The sequence below is a fragment of the Mycobacterium paraffinicum genome, from assembly GCF_001907675.1.
Classification (GTDB): Bacteria; Actinomycetota; Actinomycetes; order Mycobacteriales; family Mycobacteriaceae; genus Mycobacterium; species Mycobacterium paraffinicum_A.
This window is the reverse complement of record NZ_MPNT01000033.1, coordinates 48,905-64,977: the sequence shown is the minus strand read 5'-3', so window position 1 is coordinate 64,977 and position 16,073 is coordinate 48,905. Positions and strand designations below refer to the sequence as shown.

The following is a 16,073-nucleotide window of genomic DNA, read 5'->3' as shown; positions in this document are numbered from 1 at the left end:
ACCGACCGCACCGCGATGATGCCCAAACGCCGCCGCACCCGCACCCAAGACCGCGCCACCCGCATCGCCACCGAACGCCGCCACAACCGCCAAGCCCGCACCACCCGGCACGCCGAATCCCTGACCTCCTCCGGGCCCGCCCCACCCGAAGCCGACGAAGAGCCACCACCGTTCTAAGTGGAAGATTGCTCCATGCCCGCGTCGCTGCCCCCGTTGGCCGGCGAGGATCACGTCTGCGCCGCCTGCGGGGTGAGTTATTCGGAGACTCGGCTCGATGACGCGATCGGCGTGATCGCCGGTCTGCCGGACACCATCCGGGAGGCCGTGTCCGTGATCCCGCCCGAGGCGCGACGGGTCCGGCCCGGCCCCGACGTGTGGTCGGTCGCGGAATACCTCTGCCACCTGCGCGACGTCTACGTCAGCTTCACCATCCGGCTGCACCGCGTCCGCACCGAGGTCCGGCCGGCCTGGGAACCGATGCTCAACGACCTGCGGGCCCGCCGCTTTCGCTACAACGACTGCGACATCGACGCCACGCTCGATGAGCTGGCGGCCGCCGTGGCGGGCTTCCGGGACGAAGTCGCGCGGGCCAAGGGCCAGGACTGGGAGCGCACCGGGAGTCGGTTGCCGGGCGAGCAGCGCACCGCGCGCTGGCTGGTGCGCCAGGCGATGCACGAGGGCGTGCACCACCTCGGCGATATCCGGAGAATCGGGGAAGGCGCTCCCTCGAACCGGCCTTGACGCCGCCTTGGCCGCGAATTTGGCTCTGAGCTGGTCGTCCCCTAGACTCTAGGGGTTGCCTTGGGCAGACCTCGGCCGGTGCGAATCGGCCCCGCGTGCCCTTCGGCGACAAAGACCGCGCATGTCAGGTTTTTTGGTGGGCTTTGGCCTGCGTCCTGCCGTGCACACGCAACCAGGTCAGGAGATCGAGTGATTCAGCAGGAATCGCGGCTGAAGGTCGCCGACAACACCGGCGCCAAGGAGATCTTGTGCATCCGGGTGCTCGGTGGTTCGTCGCGACGCTACGCCGGCATCGGTGATGTCATCGTCGCCACCGTCAAGGACGCCATTCCCGGCGGCAACGTCAAGCGTGGGGATGTCGTCAAGGCCGTCGTGGTACGCACGGTCAAGGAGCGCCGCCGCCCGGACGGCAGCTACATCAAGTTCGACGAGAACGCCGCGGTGATCATCAAGCCGGACAACGACCCGCGCGGCACGCGCATTTTCGGGCCCGTCGGCCGCGAGCTGCGTGAGAAGCGGTTCATGAAGATCATCTCGCTCGCCCCGGAGGTGTTGTAAATGAAGGTCCGCAAAGGCGACACCGTCCTGGTCATCGCCGGTAAGGACAAGGGTGCCAAGGGCAAGGTGCTGCAGGCCTACCCGGAACGCAACCGGGTGCTGGTCGAGGGCGTCAACCGGATCAAGAAGCACACCGCGATTTCGAGCAACCAGCGCGGCGCCCAGTCGGGTGGAATCGTCACCCAGGAGGCCCCGATCCACGTCTCGAACGTGATGGTCGTCGACTCGGACGGCAAGCCCGCCCGCGTCGGCTACCGGGTCGACGAGGAGACCGGCAAGCGGGTCCGCATCTCCAAGCGCAACGGCAAGGACATCTAGCATGACGACAACTGAGAAGGTGCAGCCGCGCCTGAAAGAGCGCTATCGCAACGAGATTCGTGATTCGTTGCAGCAGCAGTTCGGCTACGGGAACGTCATGCAGATCCCGACCGTCACCAAGGTCGTCGTCAACATGGGTGTCGGCGACGCGGCCCGGGACGCGAAGCTGATCAACGGCGCGGTCAACGACCTGGCGCTGATCACCGGGCAACGGCCAGAGATCCGCAGGGCGCGCAAGTCCATCGCGCAGTTCAAGCTGCGCGAGGGCATGCCGATCGGCGCCCGGGTCACCCTGCGCGGGGACCGGATGTGGGAGTTCCTCGACCGCCTCACCTCGATCGCGCTGCCGCGTATCCGCGACTTCCGCGGCCTGTCGCCCAAGCAGTTCGACGGTGTCGGCAACTACACGTTCGGCCTGGCCGAGCAGTCGGTGTTCCACGAGATCGACGTGGACAAGATCGACCGGGTCCGCGGCATGGACATCAACGTCGTCACCTCGGCGACGACCGACGACGAAGGACGAGCGCTGTTGCGGGCCCTCGGCTTTCCCTTCAAGGAGAACTGAGTAGATGGCGAAGAAGGCACTGGTCAACAAGGCCAACCGCAAACCGAAGTTCGCGGTGCGCGGCTACACGCGCTGCAACAAGTGCGGCCGGCCGCGCGCGGTCTTCCGCAAATTCGGCCTGTGCAGGATCTGCCTGCGCGAGATGGCGCACGCGGGCGAGCTGCCCGGCGTGCAGAAGAGCAGCTGGTAAGAGCCAGGACCCCAAGACCAACCCAGAACAGGTGCGCGACAGGCCCGAACCGGGAACCACCGCGAGGAAGGTACCAACGCTGTCATGACGATGACGGACCCGATCGCAGATTTCTTGACACGTCTGCGTAACGCCAATTCGGCGTATCACGACGAGGTGACGTTGCCGCACTCCAAGATCAAGGCCAACATCGCCCAGATCCTCAAGAGCGAGGGCTACATCAGCGATTACCGGACCGAAGACGCTCGGGTGGGCAAGTCGCTGATCGTTCAGCTCAAGTACGGACCGAGCCGGGAGCGGAGCATCGCCGGACTGCGGCGAGTGTCCAAGCCCGGCCTGCGGGTGTACGCGAAATCCACCAACCTGCCGCGCGTGCTCGGCGGCCTGGGCGTGGCGATCATCTCGACCTCCTCGGGCCTGCTGACGGATCGTCAGGCAGCCAGACAGGGCGTGGGCGGCGAAGTCCTCGCGTACGTGTGGTGAGGGAGTAGACATGTCGCGCATTGGTAAGCAGCCGGTTCCGGTTCCCGCCGGAGTCGACGTCACGATCGACGGCCAGAACGTCTCGGTGAAGGGGCCCAAGGGCAGCCTGAATCTGACGGTGGCCGAACCGATTACGGTGGAGCGCAGCGAGGACGGAGCGATCGTGGTCGCCCGGCCCAACGACGAGCGGCGCAACCGCTCGCTGCACGGGCTGTCGCGCACGCTGGTGTCCAACCTGGTCACCGGCGTGACCGAGGGCTACACCACCAAGATGGAGATCTTCGGGGTCGGTTACCGCGTGCAGCTCAAGGGTGCCAACCTCGAGTTCGCGCTGGGTTACAGCCATCCCGTGGTGATCGAGGCGCCGGAGGGCATCACCTTCGCGGTCCAGTCCCCGACGAAGTTCTCGATCTCCGGCATCGACAAGCAGAAGGTCGGCCAGATCTCGGCGAACATCCGCCGCCTGCGCCGTCCCGACCCGTACAAGGGCAAGGGCGTGCGTTACGAGGGTGAGCAGATCCGCCGCAAGGTCGGAAAGACAGGTAAGTAGTCATGGCGCAAAAGCAAGCTGAGACCGCCGCGCGAAAGCCGGTGGGGCAGAGCGTGTCCGCAACTCGCCGGGTCTCTCGGCTGCGTAGGCACGCCCGACTGCGCAAGAAGATCGCGGGCACTCCGGAGCGTCCGCGGCTCGTCATCAACCGGTCCGCGCGGCACATTCACGTGCAACTGGTCAACGACGAGAACGGCACCACGGTGGCCGCCGCGTCGTCGATCGAGGACGACGTGCGCGGGCTGCAGGGCGACAAGAAGGCCCGCAGCGTGCGGGTGGGGCAATTGATCGCCGAGCGTGCGAAGGCCGCCGGCGTCGACTCCGTGGTCTTCGACCGCGGCGGGTACACCTACGGCGGACGGATCGCGGCGCTGGCCGATGCCGCGCGCGAGAACGGATTGAGTTTCTAGATGATCAAGAGCCTGAACAAGACCGGAAGGACCGCATAATGGCGGAACAGTCAGCCGGCGGCCCCGAGGCCCGCGGCGACAACCGCGACTCGCGCGGCGACAACCGTGACAGCCGCGGTCGGCGCGACGGCGGTGGCCGCGGTGGCCGCGACCGCGACGGCGACAAGAGCAACTACCTGGAGCGGGTCGTCGCCATCAACCGAGTCTCCAAGGTGGTCAAGGGCGGTAGGCGCTTCAGCTTCACCGCGTTGGTCATCGTGGGAGACGGCAACGGCATGGTCGGCGTCGGCTACGGCAAGGCCAAGGAAGTTCCGGCCGCCATCGCCAAGGGCGTGGAAGAGGCGCGTAAGGGCTTCTTCCGCGTGCCGTTGATCGGCGGCACCATCACGCACCCGGTTCAGGGTGAGGCGGCCGCCGGTGTGGTGCTGCTGCGCCCGGCCAGCCCGGGTACCGGCGTGATCGCCGGCGGCGCGGCGCGTGCGGTGCTGGAATGCGCTGGGGTGCGCGACATCCTGGCCAAGTCATTGGGCAGCGACAACGCGATCAACGTGGTGCACGCCACCGTTACCGCGCTCAAGCTGCTGCAGCGTCCCGAGGAGGTGGCCGCCCGGCGCGGACTGCCGATCGAGGATGTCGCCCCGGCCGGAATGCTGAGGGCGCGACGTGAAAGTGAAGCGCTGGCCGCCAGTGCCGCGCGCGAGGGAACGGCACCGCAATGAGCCAGTTGAAGATCACCCAGGTGCGCAGCACCATCGGTGCCCGCTGGAAGCAGCGGGAGAGCCTGCGCACGCTGGGCCTGCGGCGGATCCGCCACTCGGTGATCCGCGAGGACAACCCGCAGACACGCGGCCTCATCGCGGTGGTCAATCACCTCGTTGAGGTGGAGGAGGCCAAATGACCATCAAGCTGCACGACCTGAAGCCAGCGCCCGGGTCCAAGACGGCCCGCACCCGCGTCGGTCGCGGTGAGGGGTCGAAGGGCAAGACCGCCGGCCGCGGCACCAAGGGCACCAAGGCCCGCAAGAACGTGCCGGCCACCTTCGAGGGTGGGCAGATGCCGATTCACATGCGGCTGCCCAAGCTCAAGGGATTCCGGAACCGGTTCCGCACCGAGTATGAGATCGTCAACGTCGGCGACATCAACCGGCTGTTCCCGCAGGGCGGTTCGGTCAGCGTGGACGAGCTGGTGGCCAAGGGCGCGGTCCGCAAGAACGCGTTGGTGAAGGTCCTCGGCGACGGCAAGCTGAGCGTCAAGGTCGAGGTCTCCGCGCACAAGTTCAGCGGCAGCGCCCGCGAGAAGATCACCGCCGCGGGCGGCTCGGCCACCGAGCTCTGATCAACCCAGCCGCGGAATGACCTCCGCGGCAAGGCGTTCCATCTGCTCGCGGTTCTCGGGCACGTCGACGCCGACGGGATTGAGCAACAGGTACTCGGCGCCCGCGTCGATCACCTCACGCAGCCCGCGCGCCACGTCATCGGGCGTGCCCGCCACCGGCACGTCCTCGATGCCGGGCATGGTGCCGTAGATCCGTCGCAGCCCGGCGAGCACCCGCTCGCGGGCACGCGCCGCGTCGTCGTCGACCATCAGGTAGACGCGCTTGCCGATGGTGAAACTCGCCGGATCCCTTTGTTGTTCGTCCAGTTCGCGGCGCACCACGGCGACGGCCCCGGCGAACGCCGCGGTGGTCGACGAACCGGCGCCCAAGAACGAGTCGCCGTGGCGTACCGCCCTGGCCAGGGCCTTGGGGGCCAGGCCGCCGAACCAGATGGGCGGGTGCGGCCGCTGCACCGGCTTGGGCTGGATCGGCACGTCGTCGACGTCGCGGAACCGGCCATGGAACGTCACCCGGGGTTCGTCGGACCAGGCGGCTTTCATCAGCTTCAGGCCCTCGGTGAAATAGGAAATGTACGTGTCCTTTTCGACGCCGAACGCGGCGAACCTGCGAAAGCCCCCGCCGGTCCCGACGCCGACGTCCAGCCGGCCGTGGCTGAGCCGGTCGACCGCCGTGACGGACGACGCCAGCTGCAGCGGATCGTGCAGCGACGTCACCAGGACGGCGACCCCCAGGCGAAGGCGTTCGGTGCAGGCCGCGCAGTAGGCCAGCAACTCCAGCGGCGCCAGCAGCGGTGCCTCGCCGATGATCTGCTCGAGAACCCAGCCGCCCTCGAACCCGAGCTCCTCGGCGCGGACCAGGTATGCGCGCAGCCCCTCGTCGTCGAACCGGTTGTAGTCGAACTGCGGGATGGCGATGGCGAACCTCACCCCACCACCGTACGGCGGCGGTGTCGGTACGCTGCAAAACATGTTCGCCTTCCTGCCCTCGCTTCCCGGGGTCGACGACGTCCGCGCGCTGGCCGGACGCGTCGACACCGCCCGCCACCACGGCGTACCCAACGGCTGCGTGCTCGAGCTCGACCTGCGGTCCGCGCCGCCCGAGGCGGCGGGGTTCGACCCGCTGGCGATCTTCTCCGGCGGCAGGCCGATGGTGCTACGCGACGCGATAGCTGCCATCCATCGCGCGGCCGACGACCCGCGGGTCGCCGGGCTGATCGCCCGCGTGCAACTGGCCGCGTCGCCACCGGCGGCCGTGCAGGAGCTGCGTGAGGCCATCGTCGCCTTCACCGCCGCCAAGCCGTCACTGGCCTGGGCCGAGACCTATCCGGGCACGCTGTCCTACTACCTGGCCTCGGCGTTCGGTGAGGTGTGGATGCAGCCCTCGGGAAGCGTCGGACTGATCGGCTTCGCCAGCAACGCCACCTTCCTGCGCGACGCGTTCGACAAGGCGGGCATCGAACCCCAATTCGTCGCGCGCGGCCAATACAAGTCGGCGGCAAACCGTTTCACCGAGCACGGCTTCACGACGGCACACCGCGAGGCCGTCACCCGGATGCTGGAAAGCCTGCAGGAGCAGGCGTGGCGGGCCATCGCCGAATCGCGCAAGCTCGACCCGGGCGCCCTCGACGCGCTGGCCGACCGCGCCCCGCTGTTGCGTGACGACGCCGTGTCCGCCGGCCTGCTCGACCGGATCGGATTTCGCGACGAGGCCTACGCCCGCATCGCGGAACTGATTGGGATAGAGGACGTTTCGGACGACAGCGACCCGCCGCGGCTGTTTTTGGCGCGTTACGCGGGTGCGGCCCGCTCCCGGCTGGCCCCACCCAAGCCACCGGTTCCCGGCCGCCGGCCCAAGCCGACGCTGGCCGTCGTCACCCTCGACGGCATGATCGTCGACGGCCGCGGCGGCCCCCAATTCCTGCCCTTGGGCACCGCGACCGCGGGCGGCGACACCATCGGGGCGGCCCTGCGGGAGGCCGGCGCGGACGACTCGGTGTCCGCGATCGTGTTGCGGGTGAACAGCCCCGGCGGCACCATCACCGCGTCGGAGAGCATCTGGCGCGAGGTGACCCAGGCCCGCAAGCGCGGCAAGCCGGTGGTGGCGTCCATGGGCGCGGTCGCCGCGTCCGGTGGCTATTACGTCTCGATGGGGGCCGACGCGATCGTCGCCAACCCGGCGACGGTCACCGGCTCGATCGGCGTCATCACCGGCAAGCTGGTGATCCGTGACTTGTTGGAGCGGCTGGGCGTCGGATCTGACACGGTGCGCACCAACGCCAATGCCGACGCGTGGTCGATCGACGCGCCGTTCACGCCCGAACAGCAGGCGCATCGAGAGGCCGAGGCGGACTTCTTCTACGCGGACTTCGTGCAGCGGGTCGCCGAGGCGCGCAACCTGACCGCCGACGCCGTCGATCGCGTTGCGCAGGGACGAATCTGGACCGGCGCCGACGCCCTCGAGCGCGGCTTGGTCGATGAACTCGGCGGCTTCCGCACGGCGGTACGCCGGGCCAAGATCCTGGCCGGCCTGGACGCGGACACCGACGTCCGCGTGGTGAACTATCCGAGCTCGTCGCTGCTGGACATGGTGCGACCCCGGGCTTCGTCGCAGCCGGCGGCCGCGTCGCTGCCCGACGCGCTGGCCGCGCTGCTCGGCCGCACGGTCACCGGCATCGTGGACAACGTCGAACAGGCGTTGGGCGGCGCCAGCGCGCTGTGGCCGGGGCCGTCGCGGTTCTAAGAGCTAACCGGTGAGCCCGCCGCTGATGAAGATGATCTCGCCGAGCGGATCGTCGTTTTGCGGGGGCGGCACCTCGATGCCCTGGCGGCGGAACAGTTCCGTCCGGGTGGTGCCCTCGACGTCCCACCGCTTGGACCGCAGATAGTCCAGGACGTGGTTGCGTTCGCCGGCGTACACCAGCGACGCCATGTCGATGTCCACGCCGTGGTCGCGGAAGGAACCGGACATCTCCCGCACCCTGTCGGCATCGAAATCGATGATGCCGGGCACGAATTCGGTGGCAATCGTGCTGCCGGGCACGCTCAGCGCGGTGATGTTGTCGAACAGCCGGTCCTGGGCTTCGGGCGGGAGGTAGATCAGCAGGCCCTCGGCCAGCCATGCGGTCGGTTCCGTGGGGTCGAATCCGGACGCCTTCAGGGCGGCCGGCCAGTCTGCGCGCAGGTCGATCGGCACCGTGCGCCGCGTCGCCGTCGGTTCCGCGCCGATGCCGGCCAACGTGCCCGTCTTGAACTCGATGACGCGGGGCTGGTCGATCTCGTAGACCACCGTGCCGGTCGGCCACGGCAGCCGGTAGGCGCGCGCGTCCAACCCCGAGGCGAGGATGACCACCTGCCGGACTCCCGCGGTGGTCGCGTTGACGAAGTAGTCGTCGAAATATTTGGTGCGCACGGCCATTCCGTCGACCATCGCCTGCATGCGGACCGGCGACGCCTTCTCGATCGCGTCGAAGTCGAGCTCGCCGTCCATCATCTTGGTGAAGAAGTCGACCCCCACCGCGCGCACCAGCGGTTCGGCGTACGGGTCGCTGATCAGGCCGCGGGGATCCTTCGTGGCCATGGCGCGACCGGCGGCCACCATGGTCGCGGTCGCGCCCACACTGGACGCCAGATCCCACTCGTCGTCGTGAGCGCGTGACATAGGCGCAACCCTAGCCAACCCGCTACGCGAGCGTCGCGGCGACGTAGCTCAACTCGCCGAAGGTGGCCGCCATCTCGTCCTCGGGAAACTCGAACCCGTTCTGCGCGTAAAGCTCCCGCACCGGGTGGGTGGTCACCTGCCACCCGTGGGTGCTGAGGTAGTCGACGACGACGTTGCGCTCGCCCCGGTAGAACAGGTCGGCCGCGTCGAGGTCGAAACCGAGCCGCTGCCACCGTTCGCTGATGCGACGCAACCGTTCCTCGGAGAACACGTCGGGGTCGGGCACGTGTTCGGTGGCCAACCGGCTGCCCGGCGCGCTGAGCGCGGTGATGTTGTCGAACAACCGGTCCTGGGCTTCGGGCGGCAGGTAGGGGAGCAGCCCCTCAGCGCTCCACGCGGTCGGTTTGGTCACGTCAAACCCGCCGTCGCGCAACGCCGCCGGCCAGTCGTCGCGCAGGTCGATGGCGATCGCGCGGCGTTCGGCGGTGGGGGCGGCGCCGAGGCCGGCCAGCGTGTCGGTCTTGAAGGCGATGACCTGCGGCTGGTCGATCTCGTAGACGACGGCGCCCGCCGGCCACCGCAACCGGTAGGCTCGGGTGTCCAGGCCGGACGCCAGGATGACGGCTTGGCGCACACCGTCTTTGGTGGCGCCGATGAAGAAGTCGTCGAAGAACCGGGTGCGAACCGTGATCTGCTCGGCCCGCGCCTTGCGGTTGAACAGCGGGTCGTCCTCGAAGTCGACCTGCCCGTCGACGATCCGGATGAAGGGCTCGAGGCCGACGGCGCGGACCAGCGGCTCGGCCAGCGGATCGTCGAGCAGCGCGTTGGGCCCCTGCGAGGCCACGGCCCGCGACGCCGCCACCATGGTGGCCGTGGCGCCCACGCCGGACGCGGGTCCCCAGCTGTCGCCTTCGCTACGTCCCACGCTCATCGCGTGCCGCTCACGTAGAGCACCTCGCCCATGCGCACGTCGTCGTCCTCGAGCGGCGGAAGGCCGTTGGCCGCGAACAGTTCCCGGATGCTGACCTTGTTCAGCCGCCACCCATGGTCGGCGAGGTAGGGCGCCGCCTCGTTGCGGTCCCCGAAGTAGACCAGCCCCGCCATGTCCAGGTCGAAACCGTGCGCCCGCCAGCGCTCCGAGATCTGCTGCATGCGTTCCTTCATCTTCTCCTCGTCCCCGGGCTCCGGGTTGGGCGCGCTCTCGACGGCCAGGCGGCTGCCGGGCGCGCTGAGGTCGGTGATGGTGTCCAGCAGGCGGTCCTGCGCCTCCGGCGGCAGGTAGCCGAGCAGGCCCTCGGCGCTCCACGCGGTCGGCTGGGCCGGGTCGAATCCGGCTGCGCGCAACGCGGCGGGCCAGTCGTCGCGCAGGTCGACGGCCACCACGCGCCGGTCGGCGGTGGGCGCGGCGCCCAGCTCGGCCAGCGTGCGCGACTTGAAGTCGATCACCTGCGGCTGGTCGACCTCGTAGACGACGGTCCCGGCGGGCCAGTCCAGCCGGTAGGCGCGGGCGTCCAGGCCCGAGGCCAGGATCACGGCCTGCTTGACGCCCGCCCGCGTCGCGTCGAGGAAGAACTCGTCGAAGAACTTGGTGCGCACCGCCATGTTGTCCGCCATGCGCGACATGGCGCCGGTGGAGCCGGTCGCGCCGTCGTGCGCGTCGTTGAGCTCGTCCGGATTGAGCTCGCCGGTCGCCAGCCGGGTGAGCAGGTCCACGCCGACGGCCCGGACCAGCGGCTCGGCGAACTGGTCGTTGATCAGCGGTCGGTCGGCGCGGGTCGCCACGGCGCGGGCGGCGGCGACCATGGTCGCGGTCACCCCGACGCTGGACGCCAGGTCCCAGGTGTCGCCCTCGTACCGGATGGAAGTCATGTCTGCCCCAATTCAGAAGTAGTCAAGCTAATAATTAGCCAATATAACAAGCTGTTACCACTGTACGCTTCCCGCGATTCGCGGCAACCTTGACCGATGGCCGATCGGGTGCTGATCGCGGGCGCGGCGGGGATGGCTCTCCGACGAGGGCGCTGGTGTATGGCGTGCCGCCGGAGCCGTTCGAGGTTCCCGACGCGGCCAACACGCTCACGGCGAACTTGGGCCGCACCCCGACCGCGCTGCCTGAGGTGCCGGAACCGCAACTACCGCATGACGATTGGGTACTCACCCGGCCGCGGCTGACCGGCATCTGCGGTTCGGATTCCAAGCAGATCCTGATGGATTTCGACGAGGGCGACGCCGACAACGCGATGTCGTCCTTCTGTTCCTTCCCGCAGGTGATGGGCCACGAGGTGGTCGCCGACGCCGTGGCGCTGGGCCCGAAGGCCCGCGGGCTGGAACTGGGGCAGCGGGTGGTGCTCAACCCGTGGCTGTCCTGCGGGCCCTGCGGCATCTCCCCGCCATGTCCGGTTTGCGAGCACGGCGGCTAAAGCCTGTGCTGGAGCTTCACCGACGGGGACATCAAGCCCGGCATCCACACCGGGGTGTCCGTCGATGTGACCGGCGGCTACGCCGAATCGATGCCCGCCCACGACAGCATGCTGTTCGGTGTGCCCGATTCCATCCCGGACGACGCGGCTGTCTTCGTTGGCCCGCGAAAGCCGCGTCGACCTGCGCCCGATGCTGACCCACACCTTCCCGCTGGCGCGGTGGCGCGACGCGTTCCTCGCAATCGCCAACCAGGCCGACAGCGGTGCGGTGAAGATCGCGTTCGACCGGCGCTAGGCCAGGGCGCCGGGAGATCCGATGACGGGCAGATCGGTCGGGGTTATGACGCCCGGTGGTGCGTCGCACAGGAATGGGATGGCGTTGACCGCCGCGACGGCGGTGCTGTCCATCAACACCGTCATCACGTCCTCGCCGGGTTTGCCGAACCGGATCGTCGCGTCGACGTGCGGCTCGCCTTCGATCACCACGCTGAAACCCTTGGGGTCGGTCCACTTCGGCTCGAGCGCGTCGTCGCTCATGGTCCAGCAGATGGCGAGTTCGATCACCGGGCGACCGCCGCGATAGCCGCGATAGGTGCGGCGCTGACCCCCGGCGGTGCCGGCAGCGTAGTCCACCCAGCCCAGGTTCAGATCCCTTGTCAGCACGGCGGGCTCGACGAAGGCCTCCTTGGAGTCGAGTTCGGCGCCCAGCATGGTGGCGATCATGTCCAGTGTCTCGAAGTAGCCCAGGCCGTAGCGTTGCTTCTCCGGGTCGAGGTGCGTCACCCGCTCACGCGGCGGTTTGCCGAATCCCAGGACCTTCCACACGTCCTGTACGGGATAGGTTGTGCAGTCGAGTGTTTCGACGAGTTTGACGCTGCGCACCCGGGGGCACGCACCGGTGAGGAAGCCGGCGACGACGTTGATGAAACCCGGCTCGAATCCCGTTCCCAGGAACGTCGCTCGGCCCGCTCGCGCCGCCGCCTGCAGCGCCGGGAGTTCGACCGGGTGATGGGTGCCGGTCAGGAAGTCGCCGGTGGTGACCACATTGATGCCGCGGCGCAGCATCGCCCCCACCAGTTCGTAGTCGATGGCGCGCGGCATGTAGCTCACGCAGTCCGGCGCAAGGTCGAGCAACGCGTCGACATCACTCGTCGCGGTGACTCCAGTAGGAGGCCGGTCCGCGAGCACCCCCGCGTCGCGACCCACCTTGTCCGCGCCCAGGGCGTGGACGCCCACGACCTCGAAGTCGTCGCGGTCGAGCAGGATGCCGAGCGCTCGCTTTCCGATGTTGCCGGTTGACCACTGAACCACGCGGTAGGGCGCCATGTTTGACAGCGTAGGCGAACATTGTTCTAATCTGAATGCTGTTCGAATTCGTACACTGTTCGAAAGTGGGGGCGTATGGGGGCCGCGGCTAAGGCGCCGGTGCTGCGCTACGGGGCGCTGGACCGGGCGCACCTGACGAAGCACTTGTTGCGACTGGCCAAACGCGTCGGCGTCAGCCGTGTCACCATGCGCGAGCTGGCCGCAGAGGCAGGCACGTCGGCCTCTTCGGTGTACTACCACGTCCGCGACAAGCGGGAACTGCTCGACCTGCTGATCGAATCCGTGCTCGCACAGATCGAGGTGCCGCAGCAGGGCGACTGGGAAACGCGTGTCGTCGCGCTTTACCTGCGTGCCTGGCAGGCGCTGGTCGACGTGCCCGGCATCGCGGCTCTGCTGCAGGAGCATCCGCACACCGCCGCGGCGACCGAGTTGGACCGCGCTTCTCGCGCGATTCTGCGCGAATCAGGCTTGGGTACCGAGCATTTCGATGCGGCCCACGCCGCGTTGTACATCCATCTGCTCGGTTCCGTGCAGCTCGAGCACACGCGCCCCGCGGGCGGCCCAAGCGACAAGACGTTCGCGTACGGGTTGCGTCTGATCCTGGCCGGCCTGCGCGGCGAGCTCCAGCGGGGCGCATCGTGACGGAGACGACGATCGATCTCGCCGAGCCGGCGATCTGGGCCACGCGATTTCCCGACGGCCTGTTCGCCGAGTTGCGCGCCCACACGCCGGTGTTTCACCAGCGGCTCACGAATGACGTCAGATCCGCTGTGGGCCGCGAATTCTGGGTGTGCACCAAGCACGCGGACGTCGCGCGGGTGCATCGCGATCACGAGTCCTTCACGGCGACCCGGGGACCGCTGATCCAGGACGTGCCGATGTTCGACGCGTACCCGGCCATCGTGAGCATGGACCCGCCCGATCACACGATTCGCCGCAAGGTGATCGCCCGCGCGTTCACACCGCGTGCGGTGGCCAAGCTCGAGGACGGCATCCGAGACCGGGCCACGTCGATGGCCGCCGCGCTACTGGAATCCGGTGGCGGCGAGTTCGTCGATCTGGCTGCGGGACTGCCGATCTCGGTGATCGGCGACATCGTCGGGATTCCCGACGCCGACCGCCCGCACGTGTTCGGCTTGATCGACCGGGTGTTGAAGACCGCCGGCGCGCAGCTGTCCCTCCCCGATGGGGACGACCTGTTGCCCTTCATGGAATTGTTCGAGTACGCCAGGACGCTGACCGCTCACAAGCGTGAGCACCCGGTGGACGACATCTGGAGCGCGTTGTGCACCACGGAGATCACGGGCGAATCGGGGGAGAGCTTCTTGCTGCCCTCCAACGAGCTCGAGATCTTCTTTTTCATCCTCGGATTGGCCGGCGCCGACACGACCCGAAACGCGTTGTGCGACGGGATGCGGGCGTTCGTGGCCAACCCGGACCAGGTTGCGGTGTATCGATCCGACCCGGATGCGCGGCGCACGGCGGTCGAGGAGGTGATCCGCTATTCCACGCCGATCATGTTCTGGGTGCGGGGCGCGACCAGGGACGTCATTCTCGGCGACGTGCGGATCCCCGAGGGGGCGCGGGTGGTGACGATGTTGCGCTCGGCCAACCGCGACGAAGACGTCTTCTCAGATCCGTACCGGTTCGACATTCGCCGCGATCCCAACCCCCACCAGTCCTTCGGGGGTGGTGGCGCCCACCACTGTCTGGGCGCGATGCTGGCGCGGGCCGAAGTTCGGGCCGCCCTGGACGAGATCCTGCTGAACACCGGCGCCATCGAAGTCGGCGAGCCGCTCATGACGCTCCCCGATCTGTGCAACAACATGACCGTGTACGAATCCCTCCCGGTCCGCCTCGAGCGGCGCTAGGCGGGGCGGGTCGCGCGGTAGTAGTCGAGTTGTCCCACCACGCGCTGGCGATGCGTGGCGACCTCGGTGCAGTCGAAACCGGCCCCGCGGAGCAGGCGCGGAATCGCGTCGCCGAGGTTGCCCGCCGCATGGGGGTTGCGCCTGATCAGCCGCGCCGTCAGGCCGCGGTCGGTGGTCGTGTCGCCGCCGATGTCGACCAGGTGCAGGCTGCCGCCGGGACGCAGGACGCGAAAGATTTCGGCCGCCGCAGCGGTTTTCGCGTCGTCGTTGATGTGGTGCAGCATCATCGACGAGAGCACCCGGTCAAACTCGCCGTCGGCGTAAGGCAGCCGCTCGGCGTAGCCCTGTTCGAAGCGGATCGCGTCGGTCTTTCGCCGCGCCCGATGGAGCGCTCGGGGATCAGGGTCGCAGCCGACGGCCTCCAACTGGGGGTAGTCGCGTTTCGCGCGAATGATGAGATTGCCGGTGCCGCAGCCGATTTCTAGGACACGACGGGAGTCGCCCAGCCCGGCTTGAGCGATCAGGGTTTGGTGGACCTTCTTCATGCCCAGCAGCCGTGAGATCAGGTCGTAGCAGGGCAGCAGCGCGTCATGGCCGGCGGCGGGGAGGTAGTCATGTGGATGATGTTTGGTCATGTGATCCATGGTGAAGCGCTGGGCAAAAGAAAAATTAGGTGATTCTAAGCAATAGTAGGACTATTTTTGGCCGCATGACCAGTCCCGCTCGGTTGGTTCGGCAGCGCGCGGGCGTGCCGATCTACGAGTACCGCAGCGATCCTGGTACGCCCCCGGTATCGGTGGTGCGTTCGAGCCCCGACGATTTCGTCGAGGGTGGTCGCCATATTCACGACTTTCCCGCGCTCTGGTACCTCCCCGCGGCCGGGCGCCTCTACGTGGCGGCCGCCGGTCGGGTGCTCGACCCTGGGCGCCTGGACCTTCGCGAGGCCGGTGTGGCGGTGTTCTTTGACCCGGCCGCGCTGGGCGAGGATGCGCGGTCGCCGTGGCCCGCGTGGCGGGCACACCCGTTGCTGTTCCCGTTCCTGCACGGGCGCGCGGGCGGGATACTGCGCCTGGAGGTGCCCGCGGTGCGGCGGCCGGCCTGGGACGCCACGATCCGTTCGATCGAAACGGAACTGCTCGCCCGCCAGGACGGCTACCGGCAGGCGACGCTGGCGCACCTGACCCTGTTGCTGATCGACCTGGCGCGGCTGGCCGGACCCGTGGTGCCCGAGCTGCGCCGCAGCGGCGAGCCGCTGCTAGCGGAGGTGTTCGCGGTGATCGACCGGCAGTACGCCGAGCCACTATCGCTGTCCGACGTTGCCGCCGAACTGGGCATGACGCCGGGGCACCTCACCACGGTCGTGCGGCGCCGCACCGGACGCACCGTCGGGGAGTGGATCGTCGAGCGCCGCATGGCCGCGGCCCGCGGGTTGCTGGCCGAGACCGACCTCTCGATCGCGGCTGTCGCCAGGCGCGTCGGGATACCCGATCCAGGCTATTTCAGCCGGCTGTTCGGCAGGGAACACGGTGTCTCCCCGCGCAGCTGGCGCGCCGGACATGCGGGATTTCACTGATGTTTTCGGTTCCGGTCCTGGCCATGCTGGCTAACGTGACCGATACCGAGTTGACCTGGAGCGACGTGCTGCCGA

22 protein-coding genes and 1 pseudogene are annotated in these 16,073 nt (G+C 68.4%); 17 read left to right on the top strand and 6 right to left on the bottom strand.

Annotation, left to right across the window (positions count from 1 at the left end; genetic code table 11):
- Nucleotides 1-192: 192 nt before the first annotated feature.
- The 11 genes from BRW65_RS25500 to rplO all read left to right on the top strand — a co-directional run bounded on the left by BRW65_RS25500 (nucleotide 193) and on the right by rplO (nucleotide 5,150).
- Complete coding sequence (locus tag BRW65_RS25500) at nucleotides 193-741, top strand: DinB family protein (RefSeq protein WP_073879389.1); 549 nt, start codon at nucleotides 193-195, stop codon at nucleotides 739-741.
- A 189-nt stretch (nucleotides 742-930) separates the two neighbouring features.
- Nucleotides 931-1,299, top strand: coding sequence for a 50S ribosomal protein L14 (gene rplN, locus BRW65_RS25495; protein ID WP_003403649.1), 369 nt, complete (start codon nucleotides 931-933; stop codon nucleotides 1,297-1,299).
- Nucleotides 1,300-1,617 (top strand): 50S ribosomal protein L24, encoded by a 318-nt coding sequence (gene rplX, locus BRW65_RS25490; protein WP_067273078.1) that lies wholly within the window; start codon nucleotides 1,300-1,302, stop codon nucleotides 1,615-1,617.
- 1 nt (nucleotide 1,618) lies between these two features.
- A complete protein-coding gene (gene rplE, locus BRW65_RS25485; protein WP_065441097.1) occupies nucleotides 1,619-2,182 on the top strand; it encodes a 50S ribosomal protein L5 in 564 nt (187 codons plus the stop codon).
- Nucleotides 2,183-2,186: 4 nt separating this feature from the next.
- Nucleotides 2,187-2,372, top strand: a complete 186-nt coding sequence (locus BRW65_RS25480; RefSeq protein WP_067273083.1) for a type Z 30S ribosomal protein S14 — start codon at nucleotides 2,187-2,189, stop codon at nucleotides 2,370-2,372.
- 84 nt (nucleotides 2,373-2,456) lie between these two features.
- Nucleotides 2,457-2,855 carry a 30S ribosomal protein S8 gene (rpsH, locus tag BRW65_RS25475; protein WP_007167852.1) on the top strand — a complete coding sequence of 133 codons (399 nt, stop codon included), beginning with the start codon at nucleotides 2,457-2,459 and terminating at the stop codon, nucleotides 2,853-2,855.
- 10 nt (nucleotides 2,856-2,865) lie between these two features.
- On the top strand, nucleotides 2,866-3,405 hold the full coding sequence (rplF, locus tag BRW65_RS25470; RefSeq protein ID WP_073879387.1) for a 50S ribosomal protein L6: 540 nt from the start codon (nucleotides 2,866-2,868) through the stop codon (nucleotides 3,403-3,405).
- 41 nt (nucleotides 3,406-3,446) lie between these two features.
- Complete coding sequence (gene rplR, locus BRW65_RS25465; RefSeq protein WP_073879405.1) at nucleotides 3,447-3,815, top strand: 50S ribosomal protein L18; 369 nt, start codon at nucleotides 3,447-3,449, stop codon at nucleotides 3,813-3,815.
- A 38-nt stretch (nucleotides 3,816-3,853) separates the two neighbouring features.
- Nucleotides 3,854-4,534: a 30S ribosomal protein S5 gene (gene rpsE / locus BRW65_RS25460; RefSeq protein ID WP_067273089.1), complete on the top strand. Its 681-nt coding sequence runs from the start codon at nucleotides 3,854-3,856 to the stop codon at nucleotides 4,532-4,534.
- Entirely contained in the window at nucleotides 4,531-4,713 is a 183-nt protein-coding gene (gene rpmD, locus BRW65_RS25455; protein WP_055401836.1) for a 50S ribosomal protein L30, read from the top strand. Before rpsE ends, rpmD begins: the two co-directional genes overlap by 4 nt.
- Nucleotides 4,710-5,150, top strand: a complete 441-nt coding sequence (gene rplO / locus BRW65_RS25450; RefSeq protein WP_073879385.1) for a 50S ribosomal protein L15 — start codon at nucleotides 4,710-4,712, stop codon at nucleotides 5,148-5,150. Before rpmD ends, rplO begins: the two co-directional genes overlap by 4 nt.
- Here the strand turns inward: rplO and BRW65_RS25445 are convergent, their stop codons facing one another.
- Complete coding sequence (locus tag BRW65_RS25445; protein ID WP_073879383.1) at nucleotides 5,151-6,077, bottom strand: LLM class flavin-dependent oxidoreductase; 927 nt, start codon at nucleotides 6,075-6,077, stop codon at nucleotides 5,151-5,153.
- A 40-nt stretch (nucleotides 6,078-6,117) separates the two neighbouring features.
- On the opposite strand from BRW65_RS25445, the gene sppA reads away from it, so the two are divergent.
- A complete protein-coding gene (sppA, locus tag BRW65_RS25440) occupies nucleotides 6,118-7,890 on the top strand; it encodes a signal peptide peptidase SppA (RefSeq protein ID WP_073879381.1) in 1,773 nt (590 codons plus the stop codon).
- Nucleotides 7,891-7,893: 3 nt separating this feature from the next.
- Here sppA and BRW65_RS25435 read toward each other — a convergent pair whose 3' ends face one another.
- From BRW65_RS25435 to BRW65_RS25425, 3 genes are read right to left on the bottom strand one after another with little or no spacing between them, the layout of a single operon-like run.
- Entirely contained in the window at nucleotides 7,894-8,808 is a 915-nt protein-coding gene (locus BRW65_RS25435) for a class I SAM-dependent methyltransferase (RefSeq protein ID WP_073879379.1), read from the bottom strand.
- 22 nt (nucleotides 8,809-8,830) lie between these two features.
- Nucleotides 8,831-9,739 (bottom strand): class I SAM-dependent methyltransferase, encoded by a 909-nt coding sequence (locus BRW65_RS25430; protein ID WP_073879377.1) that lies wholly within the window; start codon nucleotides 9,737-9,739, stop codon nucleotides 8,831-8,833.
- Entirely contained in the window at nucleotides 9,736-10,677 is a 942-nt protein-coding gene (locus BRW65_RS25425; protein ID WP_073879375.1) for a class I SAM-dependent methyltransferase, read from the bottom strand. The genes BRW65_RS25430 and BRW65_RS25425 overlap by 4 nt, the downstream gene beginning before the upstream one ends.
- Nucleotides 10,678-10,766: 89 nt before the next feature.
- Between BRW65_RS25425 and BRW65_RS25420 the strand changes: the two are divergent.
- Nucleotides 10,767-11,393, top strand: a pseudogene (locus tag BRW65_RS25420) (alcohol dehydrogenase catalytic domain-containing protein); the annotation flags it as partial.
- Nucleotides 11,347-11,523: a hypothetical protein gene (locus tag BRW65_RS31885; RefSeq protein WP_167374092.1), complete on the top strand. Its 177-nt coding sequence runs from the start codon at nucleotides 11,347-11,349 to the stop codon at nucleotides 11,521-11,523. The pseudogene BRW65_RS25420 and the gene BRW65_RS31885, both read left to right, overlap by 47 nt.
- Here BRW65_RS31885 and BRW65_RS25415 read toward each other — a convergent pair.
- Complete coding sequence (locus tag BRW65_RS25415) at nucleotides 11,520-12,554, bottom strand: NAD(P)H-dependent amine dehydrogenase family protein (RefSeq protein ID WP_073879373.1); 1,035 nt, start codon at nucleotides 12,552-12,554, stop codon at nucleotides 11,520-11,522. The genes BRW65_RS31885 and BRW65_RS25415 overlap by 4 nt on opposite strands.
- Before the next feature lie 75 nt (nucleotides 12,555-12,629).
- Between BRW65_RS25415 and BRW65_RS25410 the strand changes: the two genes are divergently transcribed.
- Together BRW65_RS25410 and BRW65_RS25405 are read left to right on the top strand one after the other, a co-directional pair.
- The gene (locus BRW65_RS25410) at nucleotides 12,630-13,196 is read left to right on the top strand and encodes a TetR/AcrR family transcriptional regulator (RefSeq protein ID WP_073879371.1); all 567 of its coding nucleotides are present in this window, start codon (nucleotides 12,630-12,632) and stop codon (nucleotides 13,194-13,196) included.
- On the top strand, nucleotides 13,193-14,425 hold the full coding sequence (locus BRW65_RS25405; RefSeq protein WP_073879369.1) for a cytochrome P450: 1,233 nt from the start codon (nucleotides 13,193-13,195) through the stop codon (nucleotides 14,423-14,425). The genes BRW65_RS25410 and BRW65_RS25405 overlap by 4 nt, the downstream gene beginning before the upstream one ends.
- Here the strand turns inward: BRW65_RS25405 and BRW65_RS25400 are convergent.
- A complete protein-coding gene (locus tag BRW65_RS25400) occupies nucleotides 14,422-15,060 on the bottom strand; it encodes a class I SAM-dependent methyltransferase (RefSeq protein WP_084187988.1) in 639 nt (212 codons plus the stop codon). The two genes, BRW65_RS25405 and BRW65_RS25400, sit on opposite strands and share 4 nt — an antisense overlap.
- A 74-nt stretch (nucleotides 15,061-15,134) precedes the next feature.
- Between BRW65_RS25400 and BRW65_RS25395 the strand changes: the two genes are divergently transcribed.
- On the top strand, nucleotides 15,135-15,998 hold the full coding sequence (locus tag BRW65_RS25395) for a helix-turn-helix transcriptional regulator (protein ID WP_073879365.1): 864 nt from the start codon (nucleotides 15,135-15,137) through the stop codon (nucleotides 15,996-15,998).
- The last annotated feature ends 75 nt before the right edge of the window (nucleotides 15,999-16,073 follow it).

Bases quoted from the DNA above. Each gene is read 5' to 3' on its own strand.
- BRW65_RS25500 (WP_073879389.1), top strand. From the start codon at position 193: ATGCCCGCGTCGCTGCCCCCGTTGGCCGGCGAGGATCACGTCTGCGCC.
- rplX (WP_067273078.1), top strand. From the start codon at position 1,300: ATGAAGGTCCGCAAAGGCGACACCGTCCTGGTCATCGCCGGTAAGGAC.
- rplE (WP_065441097.1), top strand. From the start codon at position 1,619: ATGACGACAACTGAGAAGGTGCAGCCGCGCCTGAAAGAGCGCTATCGC.
- BRW65_RS25480 (WP_067273083.1), top strand. From the start codon at position 2,187: ATGGCGAAGAAGGCACTGGTCAACAAGGCCAACCGCAAACCGAAGTTC.
- rpsH (WP_007167852.1), top strand. From the start codon at position 2,457: ATGACGATGACGGACCCGATCGCAGATTTCTTGACACGTCTGCGTAAC.
- rplF (WP_073879387.1), top strand. From the start codon at position 2,866: ATGTCGCGCATTGGTAAGCAGCCGGTTCCGGTTCCCGCCGGAGTCGAC.
- rpsE (WP_067273089.1), top strand. From the start codon at position 3,854: ATGGCGGAACAGTCAGCCGGCGGCCCCGAGGCCCGCGGCGACAACCGC.
- rpmD (WP_055401836.1), top strand. From the start codon at position 4,531: ATGAGCCAGTTGAAGATCACCCAGGTGCGCAGCACCATCGGTGCCCGC.
- rplO (WP_073879385.1), top strand. From the start codon at position 4,710: ATGACCATCAAGCTGCACGACCTGAAGCCAGCGCCCGGGTCCAAGACG.
- sppA (WP_073879381.1), top strand. From the start codon at position 6,118: ATGTTCGCCTTCCTGCCCTCGCTTCCCGGGGTCGACGACGTCCGCGCG.
- BRW65_RS25435 (WP_073879379.1), bottom strand. From the start codon at position 8,808: ATGTCACGCGCTCACGACGACGAGTGGGATCTGGCGTCCAGTGTGGGC.
- BRW65_RS25430 (WP_073879377.1), bottom strand. From the start codon at position 9,739: ATGAGCGTGGGACGTAGCGAAGGCGACAGCTGGGGACCCGCGTCCGGC.
- BRW65_RS25425 (WP_073879375.1), bottom strand. From the start codon at position 10,677: ATGACTTCCATCCGGTACGAGGGCGACACCTGGGACCTGGCGTCCAGC.
- BRW65_RS25415 (WP_073879373.1), bottom strand. From the start codon at position 12,554: ATGGCGCCCTACCGCGTGGTTCAGTGGTCAACCGGCAACATCGGAAAG.
- BRW65_RS25410 (WP_073879371.1), top strand. From the start codon at position 12,630: ATGGGGGCCGCGGCTAAGGCGCCGGTGCTGCGCTACGGGGCGCTGGAC.
- BRW65_RS25400 (WP_084187988.1), bottom strand. From the start codon at position 15,060: ATGACCAAACATCATCCACATGACTACCTCCCCGCCGCCGGCCATGAC.
- BRW65_RS25395 (WP_073879365.1), top strand. From the start codon at position 15,135: ATGACCAGTCCCGCTCGGTTGGTTCGGCAGCGCGCGGGCGTGCCGATC.